The following is a 25,251-nucleotide window of genomic DNA, read 5'->3' on the forward strand; positions in this document are numbered from 1 at the left end:
GGCGGACACCCCGTGCACCCGCAGTTCCACGAAACCGACCCGCTCGGCTGATCCGACGGCGCCCGCGTGGCGCAAGGGCGTACCCCGCGAAGCAAGATGCGACCCCGTGCTCGTAGCGCGCCGCTTCGTGCCGATTACCGGTGCTGGACCGACCCAACGGAGTAATGGGGACCACGACGCCTACCGAAAGGTGTGTCGTCCACTCACATTCTTCGGGTATCGACTCGACGACCTTCCCGGGGTGGTACCAATACCCAGACAGACGAAGCCGGCAGGAATGGGCGGCCCATGGCGACAAGGGCAGCGGCGCTGCTTCGAAATCCCGGGCAACCGCAACGACCGAGCCTTCTGGAACTCTTCTTCGACCTGGTCTTCATCTTTGCCCTCAACCGGGTTTCGCAGCGGCTGGTCGAGGAGTTCACCGAGCAGCGAGTCGTCCTCATCGAGGCTGGCGAGACGCTGTTGTTGCTGCTGGCCTTCATGGTGCTGTGGTTCGTCACGGCGTGGGTCACCGACCTCTATGATCCGCAGCGGCCGCAGCTTCAGGTGCTGGTCTACACGGCCATGCTCGGGGCGCTGGTGATGGCAGTCGCGGTGCCGCATGCGCTCGGGGACAGAAGTCTGGCCTTCGCTGGCGCGTACGTCGCCGTCCACATCGTTCGTGGGCTGGTCATCGTGCCGATACTGCGCGGACACGAAGCTCAGCGCCGAGCGGCTGGGGTGTTCTTCTGGTTCACGTTGTCGGCCGTGCCGTGGATCGCCGGCGCGATCGTGACGGATCTGGCCCGCAGCCTGTTGTGGACGCTCGCGATCGCCATCGACGGCGCGGCACTGCTGCTGTTCTACCCCGCGCCGTGGTCCCGCCCCACCCAACGGCAGTGGCCGGTCCTGGCCGAATACCTGTCTGAGCGCTACCGGCAATTCTTCATCATCGCGCTGGGCGAACTGATTTTGACGACCGGCTCGGCCTACAGTGAAACATCGTTCCGGCAGGGCGGGGCGGCAGCGGCCTTCGCGGTTTCATTCATCACCACTGTGCTGCTGTTTCGCGTCTACGTCTTCAGGGCGGGCCAGTTGTTGCCCGAAGCCATCAGAGCCGCTGCTGAACCCGCGCACCTCATCCGGCAGGCTTTCCTCGCGCACGTGCTCATGGTCGCCGGGATCGTCGCCGTTGCCGTCGGATACGAAATCGTGATCGAACATCCGTTCGGGCACACCAACGCGGCGTGGATCCTCGTCGTCCTCGGCGGACCGATGCTCTTTCTGATCGGGCGAGCCTTGGTGGAACATGCCGTATTCGCCCGGGTGTCCCACTCCCGGATCATCGGCGCTCTGGCGCTTGCCGGCGCCTCTCCGTTCATGATCCTTCTGCCGCCGCTGGCCGTGGCCGTCACCGCCGTCATCGTCCTCGCCGGCATCGCCGCTTCCGATGCCGCCCACGCCAGGGGGAAACCGCCCGAACGGCCGCACCCGGCAAACTCCAGGCAGTGAGTGGCGGACGCGCCCTAGCTTCGAGGAAGCACGGTGATGGCCACGATGGCGCTGTTGACGACGGTGGCCGTCACGGTGCGGGTCACGGCCGCCGCCGCGGCGTCGGCACCCCAGTTGCCCCGCTCGAGTTCCTTGGCTCGGCTGATCACCGATGACGTCCACGGGATCTCGCGGTGGAACTGCGGGAGCGTTCCGCTCGCCGAGAGCAGCGCCGCGAGCGCGGCGACACGGGCCTGCGGCTCCGCACCGTCCACGAGGACCCGCCGAACGTCGGCGAGCAGGCGGGCCCGTCGTTCGGTTCTGCCCTCCCGCAGGGCGGTCGTTCGGAACAGGCCGAGCACCTTACGGGGCTCCTGGTCGATGTCGCCTCGCGCGATGAGCCGCTCCAACGCCGGCTTGCGCAGGGCGGGACCGATCGCGGCCAGGGCCGTCTGCACCCCTCTCGGTTTCTCAGCGAGGTAGTCCCACGCCGGGCGCAGGAGACCATCCGATGGTGGGTGACCCGACACGCTCCGGAGCCGCTCCCGGTCCGCCGTGGTCAGGTGGTCGCCGAGGGCGAGGTCTGCGAGGACGGCGCCGCCGAGGACGTAGAAGAGGGTGTTCTCTCCCGCGATGGTCCCGGACCTGGGTTGGAACAGGAGCAGCAGGAGATCTTCCACCAGGGTCGGCGCGTCCGACAGGGCTTCGGTGGTCATCGGCGAGGCTCCCAGCGGAAGAGTCGGTTGGCCAGAGCGACGGCGACGACGACCCAGCCGAGCGTGGGCGCGAGCAGGAGCAGGGAGTCGGTCACGGCGACTCCGCCGTTCCAGGCGTTCATGGTCAGTTCGGTGGCCGCGCCACCGGGCAGCAGCCGCTTGAGCCAGGCGAGGTTCTCGGTGCCGGAGATTCCCACCCAGCTGGCCATGGCGATCACGCCGAGGGTGACGGGCAGGGTGGTGACCTGGGCGTGTTCGGGAGAGTTCGTCAGCCCGGCCGTGGCCAGCGCCAGGCCGATCATCATGGCCACGGTCGCGAGGACCGCCACCACCAGGAGGGCGACGTTCGCCGGTCCGCCGGCAACCACGGCCAGGGCGGTCAGGATCGCGGTCACCTGCACCACGGCGAGAAGGAGTACGGGCAGCAGCAGGCCGGCGAGGATGCCGGCGTCGCCTTCGGCGGTGGAGCGCAGCCGCTTGAGGAAGAGGTTCTGCCGCCGGGACGCCAGGGTGGTGACGGCGGTGGCGTAGAGCCCGAACGCGGCCACGGTGAACACGACGATCGCGGCGATGTAGCCGAGACTTCCGATGGCGGCGTAGGTCTCGTGCTGACGGACGAAGAACGCACAGACCGCGACCGGGATGATGAGGCTGGTGATCAGCACCAGCCGGTTGCGGAAGATCTGGATCAGTTCGCTGGACGCGATGGACAACACGGTGAGGCTCCTCGCGGATGATCGAATCAACTGTTGATGGCGCGGAAGACGTCGTCGAGCCGGGTCGGCCCTGCCGCCAGGTCCCGCAGTTCCACGGCGTGGTCCTGGGCCCAGCCGAGCAGGAGGTGCAGGTCCTTCTGCAGCTCAAAGGTCTCGACCGTGGCCTTTCCGTCCGCGTCGACGGCGGCCCGCACCGGCAGCGTCGGCGCCGGTGCCGGGAGCGAGAAGCGGATGACCGCGGGCAGGGTGCGGGTCAGCTCGGAGACGGTGCCTTCCCGGTGGAAGGCGCCCTCGTGCATCAGCCCGATCCGGTCCGCGCGCTGTTGTGCCTCCTCCAGGTAGTGCGTGGTGAGCACGATGGTCGCGCCGTTCTCCCGGAGCCGGTCCACCGTCGTCCAGACGGCGTCGCGGGACTGAATGTCGAGGCCGGTGGTCGGCTCGTCCAGGAAGATCAGCTCCGGGGCGCCGTAGACCGCGGTGGCGAAGTCCAGCCGCCGCTTCTCCCCGCCGGACAACTGCGACACCTTACGTCCGGCTCGGGCGGTGAGGTCGACAAGGTCGAGCACCCGGTCGACGTCGTCGGTGCGGCGGGTGAGCCGACCGACCAGACCGACGGACTCACGGACGGTGAGGTCCGGAGAGAATCCGCTCTCCTGGAGCATGACCCCCATTCGGGGACGTACCGCTCTGCGGTCGTCGGGGCTGTGCCCGAAGACGCGTACGGTGCCCGAGGTTGGCCTCCGGTGTCCCTCGACAACCTCCAGGGTCGAGGTTTTTCCGGCTCCGTTGGTGCCCAGCAGTGCGTAGAGCTCTCCGGGTCGTACCTCGAAGGAAAGGTCCTTGACGGCGTGGAAGTCGCCGTAGGTGAGGTTCAGCCGTTCGACTTCGATGACGGGTGTGGTGGACATGCACCAATGACAGCGCGGGCGGGGCCGACCCGTCAGTGGCACCACGTCATCACCGCATGTGACGTGGTGTCACTGGTCGTGGCCCCTTGCTGCCGGATACTGACATGGTGACCGCGAGATCGCCGCGCTTCACCGAGTCGACGCAGAGAAGGCTGCGCCGACTCAACCTGGCCACGTCACTGCCGCCGGTGGTGTTCGCCGCGGTGGTCCTGCTCTACACCGATGCGCGTACCTGGTGGCACGTCGTCGTCCTGGCGCCGGGGGCCGTGGCAGGCGTGGTGGCCTTCGAACGGTGGACGGCCAACGACCTCGCCCGGGTCGCGCTGCCCTGCCTGGTCGTAGCGGCAGCGGTCTGGCCGCTCGGGGTCCTGGTGACCGGCAGCCCCAACGCCTACTGGGGTTTCTGCGCCGTAGGCTCGCTTGCCCTGCGCGAGGTGCGACGACGCCGGAAGCTGGTGATGGCTGGGCTGTTCACCTACGTCGCCGCCGTCGGCGCGGCGCGGCTGCTGGTGCAACGGGACGACATCGGTCACGTCCTGGTCACCTACGTTCTTGTCCCGACCGCCCTCACCGTCGTCGTGACGGTCTTCACCGTGGTGGGCGAACGGTTCTACGACCTCATCCGGGAGCTCGAACAGACCCGGGAACGCGAGGCGGAGCTGGCCGTGGTCCGGGAACGCGTACGGTTCGCCAGCGACCTGCACGACATCCAGGGCCACACCCTGCACGTGGTCAAGCTGAAGATCGCCCTGGCCCAGCGACTGCTGCTCCGCGACACCGCTCGGGCGGAAAAAGAACTGCGGGAGACGTACACGCTGGTCAGCGACACCATCGCGCAGACCAAGGAACTCGCCTACGCGCAACGGCGGCTCAACCTCACCGCCGAGATGGAGAACGCGAAGAACCTGTTCGAGGCGGCCGGTATCCGGGTTCGGGTGACCCGGGAGGCCGAGGTCGATACCCGCGCCAGCGAACTGCTCGGGCAGGTGCTGCGGGAGACGACCACGAACATCCTGCGGCACGCGCAGGCCACCCAGGTGCAGATCACGCTCGCCGCGCGGGGCATCACCATCGTCAACGACGGCGTGACCGTCACCACGGCCCCCGAGCTCAGGGGACTGGCGGCACTGAGGCAACGGGTGGCGGGCGACGGGGGTGAGCTGACCGTGGAACAGCAGGACGGGCGGTTCCTGACCGCTGCGGTCTTCCCACCCGCTCGGGCCGACGCGGCCCCGACGGTTGGCGGGAAGGACGGCCAATGACCACCATCGTGCTCGCCGACGACGAGGCGCTGCTGCGCACGGCCCTGGCCGCGCTGCTGCCGATGGAGGGCGACATCACCGTTCTCGCCGAGGCGCAGGACGGCCGGACGGCGATCGCCGCCACCCTGCGGCACCGGCCCGACGTGCTGGTCATCGACCTGGAGATGCCGGGCGTGGACGGCCTGGGCGCGGTCGCCGAGATCCGCCGCGAGCGACCGGAGCAGGTGATCCTCATGCTGACCCGGCATGCCCGGCCCGGCGTGCTGCGCAAGGCGCTGAAGCTCGGTGTCCAGGGCTTCGTCAGCAAGTCCGCCGAGCCAGCCCACATCACCTCGGTCATCGCCACCCTGCACTCGGGAAAACGCTGGATCGACCCGGACGTGTCAGTGCTCGCCGTCACCGAGGACTGCCCCCTCACCGACCGTGAGGCCGACGTCCTGCGGGTCACCGGCGAGGGCTACTCGGTCGCCGACATCGCCGCTCGGCTCCACCTCGCTCCGGGCACCGTCCGCAACTACCTTTCCAACGCGATGCGCAAGACCCAGACCCGGACCCGCCACGAAGCGGCCCGGTACGCCCGCGAACACGACTGGCTGTAGACGGCCGAGGTCGCGATCGCCATCTTGTGACGGTGGTCGAAAAGCGTACGTCGAAATGTCACGGTGACGTGGTGACGTGGTGGCACCGGCCACGAGGCGCGGCGAGCGCTGCAATGGGGATGCACACCACCTTCGAAGGGAAGCACCCCGATGAACGCCCCAAGAGCCGCGGGACCCTCGGAGAGGACGGAACGCCCGAGCCCTTCTGACGCAGGAAGCTCGCGCCTTCTGACGCCGGAGCATGTCCGGCCGGTCGTCGACGACTCCCGGCCGTTCGGCGCCCACCTCTGGATGAGCTGGTGGAAGCTGCTCGTGGTCATCTCGTGCCGCCGCTGGCGATGGTGGTGCTACAGGTTTGCTCTACCAGCTCGTGGGCGTCATCGAGGGCAGCGACCCGATGTCAGCCACTCTCACGCCATTGAAGTTCCTGGCCGTCAACCTCAGCATCGGCACGGCGGGCGTCCTGGCGATTTTGCTCCTGGTGTGGACCGCCAAGGTACCGTGGCGCAGCCTGATCAGTGCACCCCGAGCCTTCGACGCCCGCCGCCTGACGTACTACCTGATCGCAGCGGCGCTGCTGGTGGGTGCTGGGATCGGAGTTGTGGCGCTCGTCGCGCCCGGCGAACCGGGCTGGACCGCCTTCGGTGTCACCGGCACGACGGTCGGCATGCTGGTGATCGTCGTGCTGAACACCCCGGTGCAGGCATTCGGCGAGGAGCTGATGTTCCGAAGTGCCGTGCTGCCCGCCGCCGCGTCCTGGGTGCGTGCGGTTCGCCCGGCCCTGGTCGTCGGGCTCGTCGTCTCCGGCCTGGGCTTCGCCGTGATCCACGGGTCGGCTGACCCCTGGCTCTTCGGTTACTACACCGTGATCGCCATCAGCACTGGCCTGATGGCCACCATCAGCCGCGGTATCGAGGCACCGGTTGCCTTCCACGTCGCCAACAACGTCCTGTTCACGACCGTCAACACGGTGATGGCCGACGGCGAGGCCTTCGCGATCGACCGGTCCACCGACTCCGGTGACGCGTCCCTGCTGATCCTCGGCGCCGTCAACGTCGTCATGTGGTGCTGGTCTGGCTGCACGAGCCGCGAGCTCAGGCCAGACGAGCGGGTTGACCGGCCGGACTGCTCAAAGCGTCAGTAGGCGGTGAAGGCGTTCACCCATGCGGGCAGCTGTTCGGACGGGAGGAAAGCCTGGAGGTCGCCGACTGTCTGCGTCGCCGTGCCCCACACCTCGTACGGGCTCCTGGCGCTGATCGGGGTGCGGTCGCGCAGCAGTCCGTGGAAGGTTGAGGTTGCTGGCCCGATCCCAGTCAAGGTTGACGGGCTCGGGGTCGTCGCCCTCCGGTGCGCAGTCGCCCGCTGCCGCACGGATCACTGGCCGAGTATCCGCCAATCGGCACGTCGGCCCTAACCAGTGTGCGACGTCGAAGGTTGAGGTCGGCCCACTGACGCCTACGTCAGCAAGCCTCCATACTCCAGCCGATGGGTGAACGAGGCGGGCAGGACATCCAGCAGGGCGGCGGCGATCCCGGTTGTCGACCGGGGGACGTCGCGTACGCCATCGCCCGGTCTACGTAGGACGAACGCAACCCAAACCGTGACTGCCCAGCGACCGCTGCGGGACGAACGTGTCGACGGTGGGAAAACCGTCTCCCGAAGCGTTCCTGACGTGACAGCGGTATGCAGCACCAGAGCTTCTGACGTCCACAGCAGACATAGGGGAGTATCCTCACCCTGGTCACGCCGATCACGGAGCAGTTCACCTTCCAGGGCCGCCAGCAAGTACGCACCTTGCTCGAAGTGGCCCTGGCCGCGATCGATGACATCACCTACACCGACCAGGTCGCCGAGGGCGGTACCGTGGCGCTCTTCTGTGAGGCGCAGGTCGGTGCGGTGCGTCTCTACGAAGCCCAGCGACTGCGCCTGGGCGCCGACGGCCTGATCAGCGACATCAGCCTCTACGTCCGGCCCTTGCCGGCGCTCACCCTGCTGATGGCTCGCCTCGGGACCGACCTGGCCCGACGCAACGGACAGCCGGGCCTGGCCCGGCTGATCCCGCTCGCCAGCGGCGCGATGTATTCGATGGCCGCCACCGGCGAACGGAGAATCATGCCGAGAGCGGCACCCCGGTAGCAGCAATCGCCGTCATAACCCCCGAGGGATCGGAGATGCCCTCGTCTAGGGCGTGTCCTGCCGATCTTGTAGGGGAGTGTGGATCTACTTGACACTCCCCACTGATCGCTCACAGTTGCGCGACGAGGCGCCGACCTCGATCGGCCATCAACGGCCTAAGTTCCTCCCAGCTGAACGTCATCCGGAAGATTCCGCACGGCGGTGGTATCAGGCGCCCCTTGGCGAATCCGATGACGAGTCCGTCGGGAGTCATCGCGAACTTCGCGTACGTGTCGGAAGCGTGCCACTGCTGGGCGGAGGCGTAGTCGGGATCCCAGGAACCTTTGATGCACTCATCGTCCGAATGCGGAAGGCGTCGTCGTACGAGATCGCTCAGCGCATCCGTTGCCGCCGTCGGACTGGAGAACAAATCGGTGATCTTGACCTCAGCGGCTTGTGGGACGGTGAGCGTGGTGGCGAGCCAGTAGTCAGTGACGAATCCTTCTACGGATTCGGCGGAGACGGGCGCGAGGATACTGACCAAGGCACCGTTGGTGTGAACGACGGCGTTTCGCGACGAGCGTTGGTGATAGGTGATCGCGGACCCGGCGGGGAGGGACATTCTGGCGGCCACGGTGGCGGGATCGTGTGTGAAGAGCGTGGCGAGTGCCCTATTGGTGGCGTCCAGTCCGTCGATGCCGGTGACCTGAAGGTAATCCGCGTCGGCTGTCGTGTCGGGCAGGTCCGGTAGGGAGGAGAAGCTGCGGTGCAGAGGCACGGCAACCTTGGCGGGAGTGTCCGAAGCAGCGGGGCTCTTCTCGGCCATCGCGTCCGAAGGGGCTCCCGTGCAGGACGCTGCGAGGAGAGCAAGTCCGATTGCCACGACCGTTCGAGCGGCGGCTTTCAGCTCAGCCGCAGACACTTCGGTCACCCTTCTGAAGCTTGAGGTAATCCGGGCCGCTCAGGCGTTTCCGAGGCTCTCCGCACTGCCACAGGTTCGCGATGAACACATCCGAATACTTGTCGGATGACACTGTTCCGGTCACGGTGTACGGGCGGTTTCCTGGGGCGCTGACCATCATTTCGCCACGGTGGCCGTCGGCCAAGTACTCGATGGCCAGCCGCCAGCGACAATAGGGGCCGCTGGTGGTAGCGCTGACGACCACGACGTTCTTCTCCTTGCGGGGAAGACTGATCTTCTTCAGATCGAAGAATGGCTTGCCGGCGTCGCCGCTACCGTCGTTGATCAGCAGTCGGGGGTTGGGCCGGTCAATGGCGACAGTGAGGGGAATCTTGTCGGTGGCCCCGGAGGTAGCGTTCTCCACGAGGACTCCCGCGATTGCTGGCGCGCAACGGCCGTCCTCCAGGACCGGCCGGATGTTGACGATTTCCACGACCTCGGTCCTTGTGCCCTGGAACGTGATCTGCCAGTACGAAGTCTCTACGTCCACGGCGCCTTGGTCGTTGAGCCACCGCTGGGTGGGCATATCACTGCGTGACCGGTCCCAATCCTGCAACGCGCTGTCAGACGGTGACTGGGGCAAGACGAAGCTGCGGGCGACGTCAACGACGCGGCTCTGATCCACCACGATGAGGGGCGATGGCTGGGCGGCGCGTTCTGCGACCGCCTCGGGCGCAGCCCTCTCTCCGAGGAACGCCTTGGCCATGTCGGTGCCGTAGGTTGTGATCACAGCGCCGACCATGGCCAGGCAGACGGTGATCACCCAGGTGATCGGTTTCTTCCACCATCGCACCGGCGTTGGAGTCTCCAAGGCCACCGGCTGGCTTCTAAGAACTCCGCCGGGTTGTCGGTTACGGACCTGCTCTCGCTTCCGCCGCGCCACGTCGCCTCCTTCGTCACCCGGTGTATCGTCGCAGCGACATGTCGACTTCGGAACGAAAGCGTCATCTAGTAGACTGTGTGCAGATGGCACTCGGCCTCGGTGAGCATTCGGCCCGTCTGCCGCAGCGCGGTTAGCGATGCGGGCTGCTCACTCACACTCATCGGGGTCGCGCGGTTCGCCCAGGGTCTGTTCTGTCGATCATGGAAGCCAGATGACGATAGCGATAAGGACCAGGCTGGCTTGGTAGAGCGATGCGCGTTTGGCGTATCGGGTGGCCAGGTCGCGCCACTGTTTGAGCCGGTTGAAGCAGCGATCCACGACGTTGCGCTTCTTGTAGATCACTTTGTCGAAGGCTGGTGGTCGTTCGCCGGCGCTGCCCTTGGCGACCCGGCGGGCGACCTGGCTGGATCGTTCAGGGATGACGTGGCGGATGCCGCGTTGTCGCAACGCTCGGCGAGTCGAGTCGTGGGCGTAGCCCTTTCCGCGATCAGCACCTCGCGGCGCTTGCGGGGCCGTCCGGGCCCGGGCTTGTTGAGGCAGATCGCGTCCAGCAGCGCCAACAATTGCGGGTTGTCGCCGGCCTCGCCCGGGGTGAGGAGGATCGACAACGGGCGGCCGCGTCCGTCGACGGCGAGGTGGAATTTCCTGCTCAATCCTCCGCGGGATCGGCCGATGGCCTAGCCATCTTGCGCACCAGGCGTCGCCGGAGTTGTTGGGGAGCCTCTTTTTACGGGCGTCAGCGGCATGCTGGTGCGCCCGCACGATCGATGAGTCGATGCTGCTCGTCCACTGCACCGGTGTGCCATCTCATGCACCTGCGCCGCGGCGAGGATCCGGTCCCACGTGCCGTCGGCCGTCCAACGGCCCAGCCGTTCGTGGCAGGTCTTCCACGGTCCGAAGCGTTCTGGCAGGTCGCGCCACGGCGCACCGATGCGCAACTTCCACAAGATCCCGTTGATAACCTGACGGTGATCCCGCCACCGCCCCGACTGCTGCCTGGTTCGGGAAGCAGCGGCGCTATCACCGCCCACGCCTCATCGGTCAGTTCACCACGACGCACCACCGGCACATCGTCAACGATCAACCACTGCCAAAATCGACATGTGATGCGGGCGGACCCGGCGCAATGCCGGGTCCGCCCGTTTCAGGCGTGCTGGATCTCGCCCTGCCGCTGGTCGATCTGCACACCCTCGAACAGGTGGTGTGCGGAGTCGGCCGTGATCAACGTGCGAGGGCGGCGAGGCGGAACTGCTGGTTGGTTTGTCCGTGGCAGTCGTAGAGCTGGATCTGGGCTCCGTTGGCGGTGCTCCAGGCGTCCAGGCATCGTCCGGACTGGACGTTGCTGATGGTGCCGTTGGAGTTGACGTTCCACTGTTGGTTGGTCTGGCTGTGGCAGCTGTAGATCTGTACTGCCGCACCGTTGGCGGTGCCGGCCGCGTCGAGGCACATGGTGCCGTACACCTGGAGTTGTTTGGTCGAGGTGTAGGTCCATGCCTGGTTGGTCTGTTTGTTGCAGTTGTAGAGCTGTACCCGGGTGCCGTTGTTGCGTGAGGCGTTGGGTACGTCGATGCACCGGCCGGACTGTGTACCGACGATCTCGTTGGCGGAGCCGGGTGGGACGGTCGGTGGATCGGTGGGGGTCGGTGGATCGGTGGGGGTCGGCGGATCGGTGGGGGCCGGCGTCGAGGGCAGCAACGGGCAGGTGCTGCGGTAGGTGACCACGCCGCTGGAGTCCAGCAGCGGGCAGAGGAACTGGCTGTACCGGGTGTCGTTGTCGATGAACATCTTGACGAACGGCAGCATGGTCCGGACCATCACCGGGTTCGACCGCCCGACCATGAAGCCATGATCCGCGCCGGCGACCTCCAGGTAGACACTCTCCGTCGTGGCCGGGAGGCTGTTGTACAGGCCGGTGGCGTAGGACGGGGTGACCACCGTGTCCGCCTGCCCAGAGAAGATCATGGTGGGCACCCTGTCGTTGGCCAGGTTCGACGACGGCGAGTACGGCGCGATGCCGACCACCGCCTTCAACGACGAGCGTCGGGTGGCCGCACTCAGCGCGCCCCCGCCGCCCATCGAGTGACCGGCGACCGCCAGCCGGTTGGGGTCGACCCGGTCGCGTACGGGGCTCTGCTGTGTGAGGTAGTCCAGTGCGGCGAGGAGTTGGGTGCCTCGGGCCGTGTCGAAGTCGTTGCGGCTGTTGGTCTCGATGCCGATCACGACGAAGCCGTGGGACGCCAGCCACGGTCCCATCCAGGCCAGCTCGGCGGAGAACAACGCGGTGTAACCCGGCGAGATCGCGATGGCACCGAAGGTGCCCTGGCTGGTGTCGGTCGGGTAGTAGATCCTACCGCCGTTGAAGCCGTACCCGGTGGGGACGCTGACCGACGTGTTGGCGAAGGGGCCGTTCACGGCGGTGACGCTGGTCCGGGTGGGTCCGGGCCCCGCTGGTACGGGTTGTCGGCGGCCGACGCCGACCCGGTCGCCACGGTGATGGTGAATAACCCGACTGCGGCTGCGATCCCGGCCGCGGCGAGCTTGAACAGCCGTCCCCGAGAACGGGGGGACATTCGGTCGGTGCGGGTGTTCCCCGAGGGTGGGGGGTGGTGTCCGTGTCCTCGCACTATCGCTACCTCCTTGTGGTGGATGGGTGCGGGGCGGACGGGCCCGGTGTGGTGCCGAGCCTGCCCGCCCCGGCGTTGTCCGGTCGTCAGCGTTGCAGCGTCAGCAGACCCGGCCGGTACGGCAGGAGGCCGTAGTCGCCGCCGGAGCTGGGGGAGCGCCCCTGGTAGAGCAGTTGCAGGTTGCAGGCGTCAACGGTCATGGTCTGATCGGCGTTGCTGCGGATCAGTTCGCCGTGACTGATGTCGTTGGTCCAGGTGGCGCCGCTGTTCGCCTTGCCGGCGAAGGGGTTGCTCTCGGACGTCGCTTGCGGCGTCCACGTACCACCGAGGCTGGTGGCCGTGAACGACCGGAAGTAGCGCCCGTTCGCGCCGATCGCCTCGACGAGCATGAGGTACCGGTTCTGACCCTGGAGTTTGTAGACCTGAACGCCTTCGAACAGGTTGTTCGTCGAGTCGGTCATGATCGTCGTGTAGTTCGACCCGAAGCTGCCCGGAAAGTTCCCGATGGGCATGCTGGCCCGGTAGATCCTGCCGTTGTCCCCGGCGAAGAACAGGTACATGTTCTGGTCGTCACCGATGACTGCCTGGTCGATCGGGCCGGTGCTGGAGTTGGAGATGCTTCCGGTGAACAGCGTCTGCGCCGCCGACCAACTGTTCACATTGGTCGGGTCGGTCGACGTCCGGTAGGAGAAGGCCGGACCACCCCACTGGTAGGCCAGCACCCAGACGTTGCGCGGCGCGAAGTAGAACAACGAGGGCGCCACCGCCGCGAACGGCATCTGGTTCTGCGACGCCGACCCCATCTGGTTCCAGTTCCTGAAGAGACCGAAGTTCATCGAGCCCCACGTCGTTCCGGTGTCGTGCGTTGTCCCGTAGACAAGCTGCTGGCCGTTGTACGGGGCGTGGGTGAAGTCCTTCAGCGACACCCATCCCGACCTCGGCTGCGCCAGCGCGCCCGTCGACGACCAGCGGTACGACGACGGAAGGTCACATGCACCGCCGGTCGGCGGCGTCGTCGGTGTCGGCGTCGGCGTTTGGGTGGGCCCGCCGGAGGTGGCGAGGCGGAACTGCTGGTTGGTTTGTCCGTGGCAGTCGTAGAGCTGGATCTGGGCTCCGTTGGCGGTGCTCCAGGCGTCCAGGCATCGTCCGGACTGGACACTGCTGATGGTGCCGTTGGAGTTGACGTTCCACTGTTGGTTGGTCTGGCTGTGGCAGCTGTAGATCTGGACCGCTGCGCCGTTGCCGGTGCCGGCCGCGTCCAGGCACATGGTGCCGTACACCTGGAGTTGTTTGGTCGAGGTGTAGGTCCATGCCTGGTTGGTCTGCTTGTTGCAGTCGTAGAGCTGGACCCGGGTGCCGTTGGTGGTCGAGGCGTTGGGGACGTCGATGCACCGGCCGGACTGTGTGCCGACGATCTCACTGGCCGAGCCCGGCGGGACGGTGGGAGTCGGACCCGGCGTGGTGGGGGTGGGGGTCGGCCCGGGGCCCGCGCTGTTCAGTGCCTCGAGGGTGGCCGTGTAGGCGGCCTTCTTGTTGCCGTTGCACTCGAAGAGCAGCGGAGTGCCGCCGGAGCGCCACGAGTCACAGTCCCGCACACCCCACACGGTGAGCCCGTTGCAGCGAGCCACGGCAAGGCAGTCGTTGACCACGCTGCGGTAGGTGTTGGCCTGCGTCGTGCCGGAGCCCTCGATGTCCAACTCGGTGATCTGCACGTCCACCCCGAGGGCGGCGAAGCTGGACAGCGTGGTGCGGTAGTTGCTGTTGTACGGCGAGTTGGCGTTGAAGTGCGACTGGAACCCGACGCAGTCGATCGGCACTCCGCGAGACTTGAAGTCGCGCACCATGTTGTACACGGCCTGGGTCTTGGCCCAGGTCCAGTTGTCGGTGTTGTAGTCGTTGTAGCAGAGCTTCGCGTTAGGGTCGGCCGTGTCGGCGGCGCGGAACGCCGCCTCGATCCAGTCGTTGCCGGTGCGCTGAAGGTTCGAGTTACGACGGGCGCCGCTGTTGCCGTCCTCGAACGCCTCGTTCACCACGTCCCACGAGTAGATCTTGCCCCGGTAGTAGCCGGCCACCCGGTTGATGTGGTTGAGCATCGCGTTGCGCAGCGCGGTGCCCTCCATGCTCTGCATCCAGCCCGGCTGCTGCGAGTACCAGGCCAAGGTGTGGCCGCGGACCTTCCACCCGCGGGAGATGGCGTGGTTCACGATCCGGTCCGCGTTGCCGAAGGTGAAGTTGTTCTGCTGCGGCTCGGTCGCGTCGATCTTCATTTCGTTCTCGGGAGTGATGCTGTTGAACTCGCGGTTCAGGATCGTCGTGTAGGCGCTGTCGTTGAGTTTGTTGGCGGCGACGGCGGCACCGAAGTACCGGCCGGACTGGGCTGCGGCAGCACCGAGGGTCGTCTCGGCGGCTTGGGCCAGATTGGGCAGCAGCGACACGACCAGGGTCAGAATTATCGCGGCTGTTCCGGAAAGAGTGAGCGTTCGCAGTCGGGTGCGCCCGATGGGACGGGTCCGGGGAACCATGCTGATCCTCCTGTGGTGGGGTATGAGATTCCTGTCGCTGTTCCATTGGGAGGCCCCGCTCGGATGGCGGCGGGCACGATGTTGAGTCCGCCCGAGTGGGCCGGGACTCACGTCGGGCACCAGCCCGGATGCGAGTCGTTCGGGCTACCTGGCCAGCGGGTGAAGGGCGGTGACGTGTCGGTCCGGTCGCCCGTCGAGGGGGATGGTTGCGGGTGGTGGGCTCTTTCGGTGGTGGACGTGGTCACCTGGCGGGTGGGTAGCCCGACGGTCGCGTGGAGCGCCTCCAGTGCTAAGGGATCTTGTTAACGTTCACACTTGTCGATGGCTCCCAGGCTGGCAGAAAATTCCAGAGTTTTCAACCGGTAGTTTCGGGCCTGTTACGGGGTTAGCCGGAACAGCCTGCGCGGGAGGGCCACCTGACCGACCGCTTCGGCCGGGCGGTGGACCAGCTCGGCAGCGACAAGCTGGACGTGCGCATCGGCGGGCCCCACGTGCTGTGGCGAATCGCGGAACATTTCCGCGTACGCGGTGCAGAGCGCGAGTCGACGAACCGTTGGCGCTTACGGCTGCTCGTCGGCCTCGGGGGTGAGCTGCCGCATCAGCACCGCGAAGCCTTGCCCGGACTCCACAAAGCCCAGTTTCCGGTAGAGCGCCAGGGCGGGGTGATTGCTGTCGGTGACCTTGAGTCGTAGTTGTCTGACGCCGGCTGAGCGCGCACGGCGCAGGACCCGCGAGATCATCGCTGTGGCCAAGCCACTGCGGCGCCAGGGTGCTCGGGTGCCCAGACAGTGCAGAACCGCCGTCGGCGTGTCGGTGCTGCCGTCGGCGAGCGCGAAGAGGAAGGCGGCCACCGGGTTGTCGCTTCGGTCAGCCTCGGCGAGCACCAGGCAGGAGAGGTCGGGCAGGAACCGCGGATGTCCGGTCGCGTGCTGGGGCCAGCTGGTCTGGTCGAGCCGCTGCCGGGCGCGACTCCAACCCGCGATCCTCATCGATTGTCGTCGTATGGAGATGGCTCCATGAAGGTCAATCGCACGCCGGATCGCCGGAGGGTGTCGACCATCCAGATCTCTGAGCTGCCCGGATACCGCGGCTTCCGGTCAGCCTCCACCTCGACGACCTAACCTCCTAGGACGCTCTACGGGTTGTGCCTCAACCCACTGTGTCGCCCCTGTGCATGTTCCGGGGACCGCCAGCGGCTTCAGCTGCTCGAACCGCCCGCAGCAACGCACCCGCAAGGGAGCGTGACGCTACGGAGGTGGCCGCACACGTGCTGACAACACCGGGTTTCGACGACGCGGGTGACTGAAAATTCGCGCCGAAATTCGGTAACCAAATCGGCGGGTCAACCCGTCAGGTCAGTGACGGATCGCCACTGCGGGCGGTCGGCCGAGGAGGAACAAGGACATGGGCGACGTGCGTGGGCGTTTCAGGGACGACCTGGCCCAACATCCCGCCCCGCCGCTGGGTGACCTGGTCCAGCAGTCGGTGGTGCAGGGCCGCCGGCTGCGTCGTCGGCGCCGCCTGGCGCAGGTCGGCGCCGGTGGATCGGCGTTGGCGATGCTGCTCGTGATCGGCCTGGCCGCCGGGCCGCTCGACGTCGGTGCGGATGACGCCGGTCAGCCTGGCGGGCTGAACGTCGGTTCGCCGGGTGGGTCGGTCGACACCGCCACGCCGTCCCCGGCTGGGTCCTCCGATGGCGCCCCGGGCGGGTTGGAGTCGGGCACCGGCCGGGATCCCCGTCGGCCAGCGCCGCCGGCTCGCTCGACCACGGTGATCGACACCCTGAATATGGGGGCGGGGCCGGACGGTGAACTGCTGACCACCACACCGCAGGGCGCCCTGGAACTGCTGACCCGGCTGCTGCCCGAGGGAAAGACCAGCGGTTATGCGAGTCTGCAGAGCAGCGGGGCGGGTCCCGGCATGCCGTACGTCCAGCTCTACCTGGACCGAGGCGATGGACCGGGCATGTTGCGGCTCTCCATCTACCGGGACCGCCTCGGCGGCGACCCTGTCCCAGGGACGGTGGAGCTGACCGAGGTACCCGGCAACTGCGTGCAGAGCCAGATGGTCACCGTGCACCACCGCGGCGGCCTGCAGGTCGATCTGATGATCGCTACCTGTCTGGTTTGGGACGCCAAGGGAACCTTGCCGGCACCGCCAGTCCTCTCCGTGAAGGAGGCGACCGAGATCGCCGCCAACCCGATCTGGGGAACGAAACTGCCGGCCGAGTTCGTCGTCAACGGTGCCAAGAGGTTCCCGAAGCTGGCCCGGTCGAATGGCTGACGAAGACTTCGTGGAGTTCGCGCAGGCGACCGTTGGCCGGCTGCGCGACGCGGCGTTCCTGATGTGCCGCGACTGGCATCTCGCCCAGGACCTCACCCAGACGACGCTGGCCAAGGTGTACGCCAACTGGAGGCGGGTCCGCCGGGCCGACGACCCACACGCGTACGCCCGCAAGATACTGCTGCGTTGCATGATCGACCAGCAGCGACGTCGCTCCAGCCGCGAGTTGGCGATGTCGGCGCCGCCGGAGCGGGGCGAGGAACATCCGGCTGAGCTGCGCATGACGTTGCTGGACGCGGTCGCCACCTTGCCGTTGCGGGACCGGGCGATCATCGTCCTGCGCTACTGGGACGACCTGAGCGTGGAGACAACCGCCGAGGTTGTGGGCGTCTCCACCGCCGTCGTCAAGAGCCAGAGCATGCGCTCCCTCAACCGCCTGCGCGAGTTGCTCGGCGAGACCCGTTCCGAGCTGTTCGCCGAGGAACGCCATTGACCGGTCTCGTCTGCCGCCGGGGTGCGACGGATTCCGGTGGCGTGGGGCCGCCGGCCGACAACCGTCGCGTCGGTGCTGCGGCGGCGACGAATGTGCGGCCACGCGTCGTCGGCTGAAGCGCCACCCGCGGTGGCAAGTATGTGCGTTGGGGGAGGTTTTCGGTGTCCGTGTCGAGCAGCAGGACGAGCCGAGGCCGGATTCGCGGCGGAGGCCGAGGTTCGGTCGCCGTCGTGCCGGCGGTCCTGTCGGCGTTGTTGGTGATGGCCGCAGGGTGCCATCGGGGGGAGTCCGGTGTCGGCCCCGACGAGCGACACACCGCGAACGCGGAACGGGGCGATCCGAGCCCGCTGCTGGGGGCTGGTGACCTGGGAGCGGACTGGCATGAGGACGATGCGCGAACCGGTCTGGCGTCCTGGCCGTGGGAGCAGGACAGCTGCCCCAACTACAGGAGCAGCGACTACCCGGCCAAGTCGCATCGGCGGGCTGCCGTGCAGCGCTACTACCGGCTGTCTGACGGCTCGTCGCCGGCCCACCACGTCGTGGAGACGTACGAACCTGGATGGGCCGAGCGGAACGTCGATGACGTCCGTCGGGTCCTCCTGCGGTGCGCGAGCTACCCGGTCCTCGGGTCGCAGGTTTCGTTCGACGTCGTCGATCCGCAATATCTGGAGGGCACCGGCATGCTCGTTCGAGGCCGCATAGCGCATGCGGACAGCCCGAACACCGTCACGTACTTCGTGATGGTGAAACGAGGCGAGACGGTCTCGACGGTCCGCCTCCCCGATCCGGGCAGCCAGGCTGTGGTGGACGGGATCGCGGCGAGGGCGGTGGCCCGCCTTGGCTGAGCGGAAAGGTCAGCAGCTGCCGCGACGCTGGGTTATCTCCGCGGCCACCATGTCGCTGGCCGGCGTCGCGACGGCCGCCTTGGGTGCCACGCGCGGTCGCGACGGCGAGGGAGCCGGGCCCTCGCACGGTTCTTCCCCTGCCAGTCCGATTCCCACGACGCCGGCCATCGACCGGATCGACCAGGCGAGAACGCGCATCAAGGCCTACGTGCAACGGTACGACGGCCATTTGGCGGTAGCGGCACTGGATCGACAAGGAACGGCTGCGGTGACGGCCGGTGCCAAACGCTTCGAGACCGCCAGCATCGTCAAGGTCAACATCCTCGCGGCTCTTCTGCTGCGCCAGAACCCGCCGGGCAAGGCCCTGGGTTCTGACACCCGGCGGTTGGCCGAGGCCATGATCGTGTCCAGTGACAACGATGCGGCGGTGGCCCTGTGGCAGCGGATCGAGGGCTCGCGCGGCCTCAACGCCGCGAACCGCGCGCTCGGTCTGCGTGAGACGAAGCCCAACTCGCACTGGGGACTCACCACTACCACTGTCGCCGACCAGCTCCGTCTGCTGACCGCGCTGACGTCACCGACGGGACCGCTGAACCCGCAGGACCGTACCTTCATCATGGGCCTCATGAAGAAGGTGATCCCCGAGCAGCGATGGGGAGTCACCGCCGCGCGGGAGCCGGGCAGTCGTTCCGAGTACGTCAAGAACGGCTGGGACACCGCTGATGCCGACGGCGGCCGCTGGTTGGTCAACAGCATCGGGCGGATCGTCGAGGCCCGTCATGACTGGCTGATCGCCGTGCTCTCCGACCATCACGTGAGCCAGAAAGAGGGCATTCGCGTCGTCGAGAAGGCCGCCTCCTACGTGCTCAAGGAGCTACGCGCCGCCACTGCGGGCGACGGTCCTCCGCCGGCGTAGGCCTCGGCGCCGGGCAGGCCGACCTTGGTGCCGTCGAAAAGAGATTGCCACGCGGCCAGAGCTCACGTTGGCTGGGCAGCATGGCTGAACTACGTACGGATCGCCTCGTCTTGCGCCGATGGCGTGACTCCGACCGTGAACCGTGGGCGGCCATGAATGCCGACCCCGAGGTCCGGGAGCACTTGGGCGACCTGCTCACCCGCGAACAGAGCGATGCCTCCGTGTCGCGGTTCCAGGCCGATTTCGACCAGCGAGGCTACGGATGGTGGGCGGTCGAGGTGCAGGCCACGGGCCAGTTCATCGGCTTCGCGGGCTTGGATGACGTGGACGACGACATGCCGTTCACAGGAGTGGAGATCGGCTGGCGGCTCGCCCGCTCGGCCTGGGGCCAGGGCTACGCCACCGAGGGTGCGCTGACGGTCCTGGCCCACGGCTTCGACGCTCTCGAGCTTCCCGAGATCCTCGCTGTCACAACGGCCACCAACCTTCGTTCCCAGGCGGTGATGCGCCGGATCGGTATGACCCGGAACCCGGCCGACGACTTCGACGATCCCACCGAACCCGAAGGCGCACTGCGTCCGAACGTGCTGTACCGCATTTCCCGCAACGCACGGACTTGACGGTCTCCGATTCGGCGCCCCGATTCGTCGAGCACCTGCCAGAGTGGTGCATGCCCTTGAGTACGTACCACCTCAGAGCCTCGGTCGCCGTGTCCGACATTCAGAAGGCCGTGGCCTTCTACGAAGGGGTGCTGGGTCTGCGGGCGCTGCGGTCCGGTCCCAGCGCCACCATCGCCGACGGCAGTCGTGTCTATGGCTCCGGTGGCGGTCCGGCGCTGAACGTGTACCAGTCGGTCACCGCCGGGAAAACCTCGGCGACGGTGGCGACGTGGTACGTCGAGGACATCGACCAGGTCGTCGACGAGCTCACCTCGTCCGGCGTCGAGTTCGTTCGCTACGAGCAGTTCGAGTACGACGACAAGGGGATCACCCTGCGGGCCGGAGGTGGGCGTATCGCATGGTTCCAGGACCCGGACGGCAACACCTTCGCTCTCGAAGCCGACGCGTGACCTCCACCTGAATTCTGGACCTGTCGCTGCCACGCAGCGATGACCTGTGGCGGCGCCGGAGGGGTGCACGAAAGGCCCGTGCCGCAGGTGGTGGGCCGACGGAAGGACCAATCCGGCTCAGGGCGTCAACGCCCTGAGCCGGATCAGCGTCGCAGTTGTTGGTACTGCTGATCAGGTGACGTTGATGTCGCTGCACCACATGTAGGTCTGGTCCAGGTGCGACGCCCTCCAGAGCACGAACAGGATGTGGTTTCCGCTGCGCGCCGGGAGCGAGACGTTGAACGAGATGTTCTGCGCCGGCGCGTAGCGCCCGGTCGTCGTGATCAGGTCGAGGTTGCCCCACCCGAGCTTCTGGGTGGATGGGTTGAACCCCTGCTTGGTGACGTAGACCTGGAAGTAGTCAGCGCCGTGGCTGGCCTGGTCGTACAGCTGGACCGTGAGGTTGCGGCTGACGGTGGTCGTCTTCCACGCCCCGGGCTGGTTCACGCTGTCGTTCCTGGACAGGGCGTTGCTGCACAGCTGACCGTCCGGGGTGCGAGCCTGGTACTGGCCGCCGAGGCCGTCCCGCAGCTGGCTCATCCAGTTCCACATGGTGTCGGGATTGGCCTGGAACGCCCGCCAACACATGGGGTCTTGCTGTTGCATGGCGGGGTTCATGTGCTGACTGCCCCAGGTCTTCCAGCACTGGTAGGCGCGACTCATCGGGTTGATGATGGTGCCGTGAGCCTGGGCTGCCCCGGTGAAGGGCAACATGCCGGCCACGATGGCGAACACCATGACGAATGCTCGCAGGGACCGACGGACGGGTGACCGGGATCGTCCGCCGGATCGATCGGACTTGAGTGAACGCACTGTTCATCCTCCGCTCTTCGGGACTACAGATCAGAATGGGAACGCTCCCAAACCAACTGTTGCATCTATCGGCTCAGATATCAATGTTTATCGATCTATGGTCGGATGTGGATTGAGCTGACCGGGGTGTCCGCAGCCGCCCGGTTCGGATCCGGGTGCGGGTAACGAGCACGTCACCGGCCGCCCGGCACGGTCACAGGCCGGCTGCGGCGTCGTACCGGCGGCGCTGGTCGGCCATCTCCGACTCGGTCAGCGCCTCCTTGAGCGCCAGCTCCGCGTACTTGGGCGGGAGCATCTGCCGCACCCGGTCGGTGAACATGACCTCGGCGGTCGCCTCGACCACCTGGATGCCCGGAGGATCGGTGGACATGTCCATGATCACGGGACCGGCCAGTTTGACCGCCACGTCCCACGGGCGCTTCTGTTCGGCGACCCCGCAGAGGTGGAAGCCGTAGACCGTCTGCACGTCGGCGAGCACGGTGGCCTCGGTCGGCTCGTAGCCGTAGACACGGACCCCGCAGATCACTGCCGGCTTCGCCGTGGTGGCCGCCTGCTGGGCACCGTGTCCGGCATGGTTGTGCTGCCCCGGGTCCGCCTGTTCGAGCGTGGTACGCATCCGGGCGATGATCTGCGATTGCAGATCCGCCGGCTTCGCCTCCGGGCCGGCCCGGTTGACCAGTACGACAGCGCCGGCCGACGCCACCAGCACAATCACCGCCACCCACACGAAGCGGTTCCGGTACCAACCCGCGAAGTTCTCTCGGGAAATCATGATTGCTTCTCACCTCGTCGCCGGTTCTGGTGCTGGCAGGCCGAATTGGACGCCCCAGGCGGCTCAGGCGTCGAGCGCGTCAGCTGATGGGGGCACGTGCCGGGGGTTACCTGCGGCGGGCGAGGAGGATTGCCCGGCAGAAACGCCCGTCGTCGAAGAGGTGGCCCGGCGATCCGCCAGGCGAGCGCCCGCCAAGGCGGCGCGCTGCCGGCGCTGCGATGCTCCCGTGCTGGCCGTTCTCAGCGCGGTTGCCCCCGCGCTGCGGCGATATGAGCCATTCCAACACGTCTGGATCGGCTTTGGCAACATCGACGAGCATCAGCGTGAGTTCGCCCCTGACTAATGTCATGAGTACCTGTGCACCCCGCATCGAACGTCGTGACTAAGCGCACTGGAGCCCACCACGTTCCGTCGATGAGACTCGATTCAACGCCGGATCAACAGCCGGCCGAGTTCGAGAGGCGGCGAGACGGTGGACGAACGCTACGACAGCTACTGCGCCGCGGACCGGCTGTTCTACGACTCGCTCGGCAGCGCCGTCGCGCAGCCTGTCTTCCCGGCCGCCGACCGGCCGACGCTAACCGGCTGGCGCCGTGAGCCGCTCGACGACTGGCTGATCTACGCGCCGGACGGCGGCTCGCTGCCGCAGCAGGGCTGGAAGATCCACGTTTCGGCGGGTCTGGCGAACGCGGAGCGGGTGCTGGACGCGGTCTGGAACTACTGCGTCCCCCGCGGGCTGTCCTTCAAGTTCCTGCGCGGGCCGCGCACGCTGCTGCTGCGCAATTCCAAGTACGCCGCCCGGGCCGCCAGTGGCAAGTTCATCACTGTCTACCCGCGCGACGACGCGGAGCTGGAGCTGGCCTGCAAGGAGCTCGACGAACTGCTGACCGGCGAGACCGGGCCGTACATCCTCAGTGACCTCCGCTACGGGACCGGCCCGGTCTACGTGCGCTACGGCGGCTTCGCCGCCCGCTACTGCCACTCGCCCGACGGCCAGGTGGTGCCGGCGATCGAGGACGACTCCGGCACGCTGGTTCCGGACCGCCGGGAGCCCGTCTTTCACGTACCGTCCTGGGTCACCCTGCCCGATTTTCTCGGCCCGCACCTGGCCGCCCGGAGCGGCACCAGCACGGACCAGGTGCCGTACCGGATCGAGCGAGTGATCCACTTCTCGAACGGCGGCGGCCTGTACGTGGGGAGGGACCTGCGTACCGACACCGAGGTGGTGCTGAAGGAGGCCCGACCGCACGCCGGCCTGGACGCCGACGGCACCGACGCCGTCGCCCGGCTGGCCCGCGAGGCGCAGGCCCTGCGGAAACTCGCCGACCTGCCGCAGGTGCCCCGGGTGCACGACGAGTTCATCCTCGGCGAGCACCGGTTCCTGGCGCTCGAGTTCATCGAGGGCCGACCGCTGAACAAGGTGCTGGTCGACCGGTACCCGCTGATCGACGCCGACGCGACCGACGGTGACCGGGAGGCGTACGCCCGGTGGGCCCGCCAGACCTACGAGCAGGTCGAGTCCGTCGTGGAGGCGATCCACGAGCGCGGCCTGGTCTACGGGGACCTGCACCTGTTCAACATCATGATCCGGCCGGACGACCGGGTCGCCCTGGTCGACTTCGAAGTGGCCGCGCCGATCGCCGGGCACCGCCGACCCGGGCTGCGCAACCAGGGCTTCGCGGCACCGAGGGACCGCAGCGGGCCGGCGGTCGACCGGTACGCCCTGGCGTGCCTGCGGTTGGCGCTGTTCCTGCCACTGACCCAGCTGGTCCGGCTCGCCCCGGAGAAGGTCACCCACCTGGCCGACATCATCGCCGCGAACTTCCCGGTGCCGAGGTCCTTCCTCGATCCGGCGGTCGAGGAGATCACCGGTGAGCCACGCGTCACCGCGGAACCGCGAGGCAATCTCGACGCGGATGACTGGCGCACCATGCGGGCCCGGCTGACCACGGCGATCGTGGCCAGCGCCACCCCCGAGCGCGACGACCGGCTCTTTCCCGGTGACATCGAGCAGTTCCGCAGCGGCGGCCTCAACCTCGCCCACGGGGCGGCCGGGGTGCTGTACGCGCTCGACAAGAGCGGTGCCGGGCGGTGGCCCGAGCACGAAGACTGGCTGGTGCGGCGCGCGACAGCGCCCCCGTCCGGCACCCGCTGCGGCTTCTACGACGGGCTGCATGGCGTCGCGTACGCACTCGTTCACCTCGGACGCCGGCAGGACGCGCTGGACGTTCTCGACATCTGCCTGCGGGAACCCCTGGACGGGCTCGACCACAGCCTGGCCAGCGGGCTGTCCGGGATCGCGCTCAACCTGGCCGAGTTGGCCGCGCGCACCGAAGAGGTGTCGTTGCGCGACGCCGCGTGGCGGGCCGCCGAGCGTGTCATCGGGCAGCTGGCCGACGACCCGGGCCCGGACGTCAGCGGCGGACGAAACCCGTACGCCGGGCTGTTGCGGGGCCGGACCGGACCGGCGCTGATGCTGTTGCGGCTCTACGAGCTCAGCGGCGACGACGAGCTGTTGAGGCACGCCGCCACGGCGCTGCGTCAGGATCTGCGTCGGTGTGTGCTGCGCCCGGACGGTGCCCTGGAGGTCAATGAGGGCTGGCGCACCATGCCCTACCTGGCGCACGGCAGTGTCGGAATCGGGCTGGTCCTCGACCAGTACCTGCGCCACCGGTCCGACGACCGGTTCGCCGAGGCGAGCGCGGGGGTCCGCCGCGCGGCGCGCTCACCGTTCTACGCACAGTCCGGGCTCTTCGCCGGCCGGGCCGGCATCATCGCCTACCTCGCCGCCTCGACCGACGACGCCGACCGCCGCGAACTTCGCGCGCAGGTGGATCGGCTGGCCTGGCACGCGCTGCCGTACCGGGAGGGGACCGCATTCCCCGGTGAGCAGTTGCTGCGGCTCTCCATGGACTTCGGCACCGGCACCGCCGGCGTGCTGTACGCGCTGGCCAGCGCGCAGCACGACCAGCCGCCGGCGCTGCCCTTTCTCGCGCCCCTGCCGGGCGCGAACAGACTCCCCCGCGACAGCGGGGGCGACCTGATCGGCGAACGGAAGGAAGGGAGGTGAACGACATGGCACTTCTGGACCTCCAGGGCCTGGAGATGGCTCCGGCCGACCGCACCGGTGGCGGTAGCCGGGCGAGCCTGCTGCTCTGCGGCGACAGCTCGCTCTCCGTCACGACCTGCAACTGATCCACGCACACGTGGGGCCCTGGGTGGGTAGACGTGCCCACCCAGGGCAA

The 25,251-nt window shown here is 67.6% G+C and carries 23 protein-coding genes and 1 pseudogene; 13 read left to right on the plus strand and 11 right to left on the minus strand.

Annotated elements, in window-relative coordinates; translation table 11 throughout:
• The first annotated feature begins 288 nt into the window (after window positions 1-288).
• Window positions 289-1,491, plus strand: a complete 1,203-nt coding sequence (locus ACIA47_RS16670; RefSeq protein ID WP_396708723.1) for a low temperature requirement protein A — start codon at window positions 289-291, stop codon at window positions 1,489-1,491.
• A 14-nt stretch (window positions 1,492-1,505) separates the two neighbouring features.
• Here the strand turns inward: ACIA47_RS16670 and ACIA47_RS16675 are convergent, their stop codons facing one another.
• Genes ACIA47_RS16675 through ACIA47_RS16685 form a run of 3 tightly spaced genes read right to left on the minus strand, consistent with a single transcriptional unit; the run spans window position 1,506 to window position 3,810 of the window.
• Window positions 1,506-2,186 (minus strand): GPP34 family phosphoprotein, encoded by a 681-nt coding sequence (locus ACIA47_RS16675; RefSeq protein WP_396708725.1) that lies wholly within the window; start codon window positions 2,184-2,186, stop codon window positions 1,506-1,508.
• A complete protein-coding gene (locus ACIA47_RS16680; protein ID WP_203122520.1) occupies window positions 2,183-2,902 on the minus strand; it encodes an ABC transporter permease in 720 nt (239 codons plus the stop codon). The genes ACIA47_RS16675 and ACIA47_RS16680 overlap by 4 nt, the downstream gene beginning before the upstream one ends.
• Before the next feature lie 26 nt (window positions 2,903-2,928).
• Window positions 2,929-3,810 (minus strand): ABC transporter ATP-binding protein, encoded by an 882-nt coding sequence (locus ACIA47_RS16685; protein WP_203122521.1) that lies wholly within the window; start codon window positions 3,808-3,810, stop codon window positions 2,929-2,931.
• Between the two features lie 107 nt (window positions 3,811-3,917).
• Between ACIA47_RS16685 and ACIA47_RS16690 the strand changes: the two genes are divergently transcribed.
• The 4 genes from ACIA47_RS16690 to ACIA47_RS16705 all read left to right on the plus strand — a co-directional run bounded on the left by ACIA47_RS16690 (window position 3,918) and on the right by ACIA47_RS16705 (window position 7,807).
• Window positions 3,918-5,072, plus strand: coding sequence for a sensor histidine kinase (locus tag ACIA47_RS16690; RefSeq protein WP_396708728.1), 1,155 nt, complete (start codon window positions 3,918-3,920; stop codon window positions 5,070-5,072).
• Window positions 5,069-5,671, plus strand: a complete 603-nt coding sequence (locus ACIA47_RS16695; RefSeq protein WP_112583248.1) for a DNA-binding response regulator — start codon at window positions 5,069-5,071, stop codon at window positions 5,669-5,671. Before ACIA47_RS16690 ends, ACIA47_RS16695 begins: the two co-directional genes overlap by 4 nt.
• 397 nt (window positions 5,672-6,068) lie before the next feature.
• A complete protein-coding gene (locus ACIA47_RS16700) occupies window positions 6,069-6,815 on the plus strand; it encodes a CPBP family intramembrane glutamic endopeptidase (RefSeq protein WP_396708731.1) in 747 nt (248 codons plus the stop codon).
• Window positions 6,816-7,465: 650 nt separating this feature from the next.
• A complete protein-coding gene (locus tag ACIA47_RS16705; RefSeq protein WP_396708733.1) occupies window positions 7,466-7,807 on the plus strand; it encodes a hypothetical protein in 342 nt (113 codons plus the stop codon).
• A gap of 109 nt (window positions 7,808-7,916) precedes the next feature.
• Here the strand turns inward: ACIA47_RS16705 and ACIA47_RS16710 are convergent, their stop codons facing one another.
• The 6 genes and pseudogenes from ACIA47_RS16710 to ACIA47_RS16735 all read right to left on the minus strand — a co-directional run bounded on the left by ACIA47_RS16710 (window position 7,917) and on the right by ACIA47_RS16735 (window position 15,765).
• The gene (locus ACIA47_RS16710; protein WP_396708735.1) at window positions 7,917-8,612 is read right to left on the minus strand and encodes a hypothetical protein; all 696 of its coding nucleotides are present in this window, start codon (window positions 8,610-8,612) and stop codon (window positions 7,917-7,919) included.
• 82 nt (window positions 8,613-8,694) lie between these two features.
• A complete protein-coding gene (locus tag ACIA47_RS16715) occupies window positions 8,695-9,630 on the minus strand; it encodes a hypothetical protein (RefSeq protein WP_396708737.1) in 936 nt (311 codons plus the stop codon).
• A 198-nt stretch (window positions 9,631-9,828) separates the two neighbouring features.
• A pseudogene (locus tag ACIA47_RS16720) lies at window positions 9,829-10,690 on the minus strand (IS5 family transposase).
• 161 nt (window positions 10,691-10,851) lie between these two features.
• A complete protein-coding gene (locus ACIA47_RS16725; RefSeq protein ID WP_396708739.1) occupies window positions 10,852-12,042 on the minus strand; it encodes a ricin-type beta-trefoil lectin domain protein in 1,191 nt (396 codons plus the stop codon).
• Window positions 12,043-12,340: 298 nt separating this feature from the next.
• Window positions 12,341-14,776: a non-reducing end alpha-L-arabinofuranosidase family hydrolase gene (locus tag ACIA47_RS16730; RefSeq protein ID WP_396708741.1), complete on the minus strand. Its 2,436-nt coding sequence runs from the start codon at window positions 14,774-14,776 to the stop codon at window positions 12,341-12,343.
• A 560-nt stretch (window positions 14,777-15,336) separates the two neighbouring features.
• Entirely contained in the window at window positions 15,337-15,765 is a 429-nt protein-coding gene (locus ACIA47_RS16735; protein WP_396708743.1) for a GNAT family N-acetyltransferase, read from the minus strand.
• 415 nt (window positions 15,766-16,180) lie between these two features.
• On the opposite strand from ACIA47_RS16735, the gene ACIA47_RS16740 reads away from it, so the two are divergent.
• From ACIA47_RS16740 to ACIA47_RS16765, 6 genes are all read left to right on the plus strand, one after another.
• A complete protein-coding gene (locus ACIA47_RS16740; RefSeq protein WP_396708745.1) occupies window positions 16,181-17,059 on the plus strand; it encodes a hypothetical protein in 879 nt (292 codons plus the stop codon).
• Window positions 17,052-17,552: a SigE family RNA polymerase sigma factor gene (locus ACIA47_RS16745; RefSeq protein ID WP_112639157.1), complete on the plus strand. Its 501-nt coding sequence runs from the start codon at window positions 17,052-17,054 to the stop codon at window positions 17,550-17,552. The genes ACIA47_RS16740 and ACIA47_RS16745 overlap by 8 nt, the downstream gene beginning before the upstream one ends.
• Window positions 17,553-17,782: 230 nt before the next feature.
• Window positions 17,783-18,397: a hypothetical protein gene (locus tag ACIA47_RS16750; RefSeq protein ID WP_203125339.1), complete on the plus strand. Its 615-nt coding sequence runs from the start codon at window positions 17,783-17,785 to the stop codon at window positions 18,395-18,397.
• Window positions 18,390-19,313, plus strand: a complete 924-nt coding sequence (locus ACIA47_RS16755) for a serine hydrolase (RefSeq protein ID WP_396708748.1) — start codon at window positions 18,390-18,392, stop codon at window positions 19,311-19,313. Before ACIA47_RS16750 ends, ACIA47_RS16755 begins: the two co-directional genes overlap by 8 nt.
• An 80-nt stretch (window positions 19,314-19,393) precedes the next feature.
• A complete protein-coding gene (locus tag ACIA47_RS16760; protein ID WP_396708750.1) occupies window positions 19,394-19,933 on the plus strand; it encodes a GNAT family N-acetyltransferase in 540 nt (179 codons plus the stop codon).
• A gap of 89 nt (window positions 19,934-20,022) precedes the next feature.
• Window positions 20,023-20,382, plus strand: a complete 360-nt coding sequence (locus tag ACIA47_RS16765; RefSeq protein ID WP_396708751.1) for a VOC family protein — start codon at window positions 20,023-20,025, stop codon at window positions 20,380-20,382.
• A gap of 171 nt (window positions 20,383-20,553) precedes the next feature.
• Here the strand turns inward: ACIA47_RS16765 and ACIA47_RS16770 are convergent, their stop codons facing one another.
• Complete coding sequence (locus tag ACIA47_RS16770; RefSeq protein ID WP_112583273.1) at window positions 20,554-21,159, minus strand: lytic polysaccharide monooxygenase; 606 nt, start codon at window positions 21,157-21,159, stop codon at window positions 20,554-20,556.
• 268 nt (window positions 21,160-21,427) lie between these two features.
• A complete protein-coding gene (locus ACIA47_RS16775; RefSeq protein WP_203125330.1) occupies window positions 21,428-22,006 on the minus strand; it encodes a hypothetical protein in 579 nt (192 codons plus the stop codon).
• A gap of 472 nt (window positions 22,007-22,478) precedes the next feature.
• On the opposite strand from ACIA47_RS16775, the gene lanKC reads away from it, so the two are divergent.
• Together lanKC and ACIA47_RS16785 are read left to right on the plus strand one after the other, a co-directional pair.
• Complete coding sequence (gene lanKC, locus ACIA47_RS16780; protein ID WP_396708754.1) at window positions 22,479-25,076, plus strand: class III lanthionine synthetase LanKC; 2,598 nt, start codon at window positions 22,479-22,481, stop codon at window positions 25,074-25,076.
• Between the two features lie 5 nt (window positions 25,077-25,081).
• Entirely contained in the window at window positions 25,082-25,201 is a 120-nt protein-coding gene (locus ACIA47_RS16785) for a SapB/AmfS family lanthipeptide (protein ID WP_013734295.1), read from the plus strand.
• The last annotated feature ends 50 nt before the right edge of the window (window positions 25,202-25,251 follow it).

The sequence above is a fragment of the Micromonospora sp. NPDC051227 genome, from assembly GCF_044455385.1.
Classification (GTDB): Bacteria; Actinomycetota; Actinomycetes; order Mycobacteriales; family Micromonosporaceae; genus Micromonospora.

Coding starts and splice junctions, on each gene's coding strand:
- ACIA47_RS16670 (WP_396708723.1), top strand. CDS start 289: ATGGCGACAAGGGCAGCGGCGCTGCTTCGAAATCCCGGGCAACCGCAA.
- ACIA47_RS16675 (WP_396708725.1), bottom strand. CDS start 2,186: ATGACCACCGAAGCCCTGTCGGACGCGCCGACCCTGGTGGAAGATCTC.
- ACIA47_RS16685 (WP_203122521.1), bottom strand. CDS start 3,810: ATGTCCACCACACCCGTCATCGAAGTCGAACGGCTGAACCTCACCTAC.
- ACIA47_RS16695 (WP_112583248.1), top strand. CDS start 5,069: ATGACCACCATCGTGCTCGCCGACGACGAGGCGCTGCTGCGCACGGCC.
- ACIA47_RS16700 (WP_396708731.1), top strand. CDS start 6,069: ATGTCAGCCACTCTCACGCCATTGAAGTTCCTGGCCGTCAACCTCAGC.
- ACIA47_RS16710 (WP_396708735.1), bottom strand. CDS start 8,612: ATGGCCGAGAAGAGCCCCGCTGCTTCGGACACTCCCGCCAAGGTTGCC.
- ACIA47_RS16730 (WP_396708741.1), bottom strand. CDS start 14,776: ATGGTTCCCCGGACCCGTCCCATCGGGCGCACCCGACTGCGAACGCTC.
- ACIA47_RS16735 (WP_396708743.1), bottom strand. CDS start 15,765: ATGAGGATCGCGGGTTGGAGTCGCGCCCGGCAGCGGCTCGACCAGACC.
- ACIA47_RS16740 (WP_396708745.1), top strand. CDS start 16,181: ATGGGCGACGTGCGTGGGCGTTTCAGGGACGACCTGGCCCAACATCCC.
- ACIA47_RS16745 (WP_112639157.1), top strand. CDS start 17,052: ATGGCTGACGAAGACTTCGTGGAGTTCGCGCAGGCGACCGTTGGCCGG.
- ACIA47_RS16760 (WP_396708750.1), top strand. CDS start 19,394: ATGGCTGAACTACGTACGGATCGCCTCGTCTTGCGCCGATGGCGTGAC.
- ACIA47_RS16770 (WP_112583273.1), bottom strand. CDS start 21,159: ATGGTGTTCGCCATCGTGGCCGGCATGTTGCCCTTCACCGGGGCAGCC.
- ACIA47_RS16775 (WP_203125330.1), bottom strand. CDS start 22,006: ATGATTTCCCGAGAGAACTTCGCGGGTTGGTACCGGAACCGCTTCGTG.
- ACIA47_RS16785 (WP_013734295.1), top strand. CDS start 25,082: ATGGCACTTCTGGACCTCCAGGGCCTGGAGATGGCTCCGGCCGACCGC.